This is a genomic window from Streptomyces curacoi (assembly GCF_001513975.1).
GTDB classification, from domain to species: domain Bacteria; phylum Actinomycetota; class Actinomycetes; order Streptomycetales; family Streptomycetaceae; genus Streptomyces; species Streptomyces curacoi.
Genome location: NZ_KQ948009.1, coordinates 1 through 2,552, shown reverse-complemented (window position 1 = coordinate 2,552; position 2,552 = coordinate 1). Strand labels below are relative to the sequence as shown.

The window sequence follows — 2,552 nt, the reverse complement described above, 5'->3', positions numbered from 1 at the left end:
GTCGTGGCGGAGCAGCACGGCGGCGTGTCCGACGGCGGGGTGCTGGGCGAGCGCGGTCTCCACCTCGCCCAGTTCCACGCGGTGGCCGCGGACCTTGATCTGGGTGTCGGCGCGTCCGACGAAGAGCAGCTGTCCGTCGGCGGTCCAGCGCACCAGGTCGCCCGAGCGGTACATACGGCTGCCCGGCTCGCCGAACGGGTCGGCCAGGAAGCGGACCGCGGTCTCGGCGGGGCGGTTGAGGTAGCCGAGTGCGACGCCCTCGCCGCCGATGTAGAGCTCGCCGACGGTGCCGGGGGCCACGGGGCGCAGCCAGCCGTCGAGGACGTAGGTGCGCACTCCGGCGTAGGGGCGGCCGATGGGCGGGTCGCCGGCCCGCTCGGGCGACAGGGCGCCGCTGAAGGTCGCGCCGATGGTGGCCTCGGTGGGGCCGTAGCCGTTGACCATGCGCCGGCCGTGCGCCCAGCGGGCGACGAGGTCGGCCTGGACGGGTTCAGCGCCGACCAGCAGGGTGCGCAGGTGCGTAAGTTCCCGGCGGGGCAGGGTGGCCAGCATGGCGGGCAGGATGAGGGCGTGGTTGACCTCGTGGCGCTCCAGCAGGTCGGTCAGTTCCTCGGCGGAGAGGGTGCCGGGGGGCGTCAGGACGAGCGTGCCGCCCAGGCCGAGCGCGGTCAGCACCTCCAGGACGGAGGCGTCGAAGCTGGGTGAGGCGAACTGCAGGACCCGGTCGCCCGGCCGGACGCGGAAGTTCTCCGCAGGGACGGTGAGCAGTCCGCTGAGGCCGGTGTGCGGCACCAGGACGCCCTTGGGCAGTCCGGTGGAGCCGGAGGTGTAGATGATGTAGGCGGGCCGGCGGGGGTCCTCGGGGAGGTCGGGCAGGGTCGTGGGCAGGGCCGCCAGGGCGGCGCCCAAGGTGTCCACCGCCTCGGTCCGGGCCGGGTGGTCCGCCGGGAGCGTGTCCTGGAAGCGGGTCTCGGTCAGGATCACCGTCACACCGGAGTCGGCGATCATGTGCTCCAGCCGGTCGGTGGGGTACCGGGGGTCGAGCGGCACGTAGACGGCGCCGGAGTGCACGACCGCCAGCATCGCGGTCAGCCACGGGATGCCCCGCTCCAGGGCGACGCCGACCCGGTCGCCGGGGCGTATGCCGGTGGCGATGAGGTGGTGGGCCAGGCGGGCGGCGGCGCCGTGCAGTTCGGCGTAGGTGACTCGGTCGTCGCCGGCAACCGCGGCGGGCAGGTCCGGGGTGCGGGCGAGCTGGGCCCGGAAGATGCCGCCGAGGGTCTCGTGCCGCTTTGCCGCGTCCACGGGGGCGCCGCGGCCCCAGTCGTCGAGGAGGCGGCGGTGCTGGTCGGGGCCGACCAGGGTGAGGTTGCCGAGGGTGTGCTCGGGGTCGGCGTGGGCGACGGCGGTGGCCTGCAGGAGCAGGTCGTCGCGCAGCGCCCGCACGGTGTCCTCGTCGAAGACGTCGGGGTCGTAGGCGAGGACGAGGTCGATCCGGTCGCCGTCGTAGGCCACCAGGTTGAGGGCGTAGTTGGTGGCCTCCACCGCGCTGATGTCGCTGACGGCCAGGCCCTGGTCGGCTGCCGCCTCGGTGTCGAGGGGGTAGTTCTCGAAGACGACGAGGCTGTCGAAGAGGCGTTGGTCGGGGTCGAGTTCGCTCAGTGCCTGGATGTGGGTCAGGGGCAGGTAGTCGTAGCGGCGGGCCTGGAGCTGGTCCTCCTGCAGGGCCCGCAGCCACTCCACCACGCCGCGGCGGGGGTCGAGGCGGACGCGTACCGGTAGGGAGTTGATGAACAGGCCGATCATGTCCTCGGCGCCCGGCAGGTCGGTGGGCCGCCCGGAGGTGGTGGCGCCGAACACGACGTCCTGCCGTCCGCTGCGTCCGGCCAGCATCAGCGCCCACACGCCCTGCACGACCGCGTTCACCGTCAGCCGGTGCCGCCGCGCGAACGACTGGAGCTGCTCGGAGACCTCCCGGGTCAGGGGCACGGTCATCCGTGCCGAGGAGCGGGAGTCCTGGGAGCGTCCGAGGGGGCGGTCGGCCGGCAGGTCGACGGGGGTGTCGTAGCCGGAGAGGACGGAGCGCCAGTACTTCTCGGCCGCCGGCAGGTCGCGGTCGGCCAGCCACCTGACGTGGTCGGCGAGGCCACGGTCGACGATGGCGGGGGGCTGTGTGCCGCGCTGACGTGCGGTGTGGTGGTCGAGGACGAGGGACAGCACCCGGGCCAGGCTCCACCCGTCCAACAGCACATGGTGGAACGTGAACAACACCCGAACCCGCTCATCCCCCACCCGGGCCAGCGTCAGCCGCGCCAACGGCACCTGCCGCAGATCCAGCCCCCGCTCCCGGTCCGCCACCACCAGCGCATCCCACCGGGCACCCACATCCTCGGCCCCGGCCCCACGCCAGTCCACCACCTCCACCGGCAACGTCACCGACCGATGCACCACCCGCACCGGCTCCGCAACGCCCTCCCACACCACCCCGACCCGCAACGCCTGCACCGCGTCAACCACCCGCTGCCAGGCCCCCGCGAACGCCTCCACATCCA

At 73.6% G+C, this 2,552-nt stretch carries 1 protein-coding gene; it reads right to left on the bottom strand.

The genetic code is table 11. The features are described 5' to 3' along the window. A partial coding sequence (locus tag AQI70_RS36780) for a non-ribosomal peptide synthetase (protein ID WP_159042776.1) occupies positions 1-2,552 on the bottom strand: 2,552 nt, incomplete at both ends.